Raw genomic sequence first — 1,415 nt, 5'->3', positions numbered from 1 at the left:
TGGCCGGTGGAGCTGTGTCTCTTGAGATGTTTTTGAACTTAGGAGTTGGGTATGCGCTTATCGCGACGGCAATTTGTCAGTGGAGCCACGCTAGGTTCTGCGGCTCTGGCAGCAGGGTCTCTTCTGCGTCCGGCCCATGGCGCCAATCGGGAAGTGAACCTCTACACCTCGCGGCACTACGGCACAGACGAGAAATTGTACGAACTTTTCAAGCAGAAAACGGGCATTACCGTGAATTGGGTGCAGGGCAACGCCGATGAGATCGTCCAGCGCATCCGCAGCGAGGGATCCAACAGCCCCGCCGACATCTTCATGACGGTGGATATTGCCCGGCTGTGGCGGGCTCAGAACGAGGGCCTGTTTCAGCCCATCCAGTCGGAGACGCTCTCCAAAAATATTCCCGAGTCTCTGCGGGATCCAGAGGGGTACTGGTTTGGCCTCACCAAGCGGGCGCGGGTGATCATGTACAACAAAGACAAGGTGGATCCCAACGAGCTGTCTACCTACGAAGATCTGGCCAACCCCAAGTGGCGGGGCAAGGTGCTCACCCGCTCCTCCAGCAACGTTTACAGCCAATCCTTGACGGCTTCGATCATCTTGGCCCACGGGATCCCGGAAACGGAGCAATGGGCCCGGGGCTTGGTGGCCAACTTTGCCCGTCCGCCGGAAGGGGGAGACACGGATCAGATCAAGGCCGTGGCCGCCGGGGTGGGAGACGTGGCTTTGGCCAACACCTACTATTTGCCGCGTTTGATCAAATCCGACAATCCAGAAGAGCGCGCCGTAGCCGAGAAAATCGGCGTCTTCTTCCCCAACCAGCAGGATCGTGGCACCCACGTCAACATCAGCGGGGCCGGCATTCTGAAAACAGCTCCCAACAAAGACGCGGCCATCCAATTTTTGGAGTTTCTCTCCGGGCCAGAGGCGCAGGCCATTTTTGCCCAGAGCAACAATGAGTACCCGGTACTGCCCGGGGCTGAGATCGACTCGTTGGTGGCCAGCTTTGGCACCTTTAAGGAAGATACGATCAACGCCGCCAGCATTGGCCGCGTCACCCCTGATGCCCTAAAGGTAATGGATCGGGCCGGTTGGAAGTAGATCAGGCCTCCAGGACAGGCCCTGAGTGCAGCCTTTCATTGCTTGACGCCGTGAACGTTAAGCAGCTTGACGGTTCTTGGCCAAGCGTCGATACTCTAGGACGGCGTTGCTTCCGTTCGAGGCCGCTCAGGCGTCCTGTCTTTCTTTTTCAAAAGCTTCTGGAGGTTTGCCAAATGAAACAACTGCGAACAGCAGGCTTGTTCTTGCTCCTGCTTTCTTTAACTTCTTTCTACACCAATAGCCCGGCAAAGGCAATTGAAAACCTTCCCGAAAAGGCTCCTGTTCCAAAGCGGGATCTGCTTTTGACCACAGAAAAC

The 1,415-nt window shown here is 56.7% G+C and carries 2 protein-coding genes; one reads left to right on the top strand and one right to left on the bottom strand.

Annotation, left to right across the window (positions count from 1 at the left end):
- The first annotated feature begins 45 nt into the window (after positions 1 to 45).
- On the top strand, positions 46 to 1,098 hold the full coding sequence (locus NW820_RS10915; RefSeq protein WP_414407500.1) for a Fe(3+) ABC transporter substrate-binding protein: 1,053 nt from the start codon (positions 46 to 48) through the stop codon (positions 1,096 to 1,098).
- Positions 1,099 to 1,224: 126 nt separating this feature from the next.
- Here NW820_RS10915 and NW820_RS10910 read toward each other — a convergent pair.
- Positions 1,225 to 1,415, bottom strand: a 191-nt coding sequence (locus NW820_RS10910) for a hypothetical protein (RefSeq protein WP_414407499.1), incomplete at its 5' end; no start/stop codon positions are given.

The organism is Synechococcus sp. R55.7 (assembly GCF_047461955.1).
Classification (GTDB): Bacteria; Cyanobacteriota; Cyanobacteriia; order Thermostichales; family Thermostichaceae; genus Thermostichus.
The sequence above is the reverse complement of the archived record's forward strand: the minus strand, read 5'-3'. Positions and strand labels throughout refer to the sequence as shown.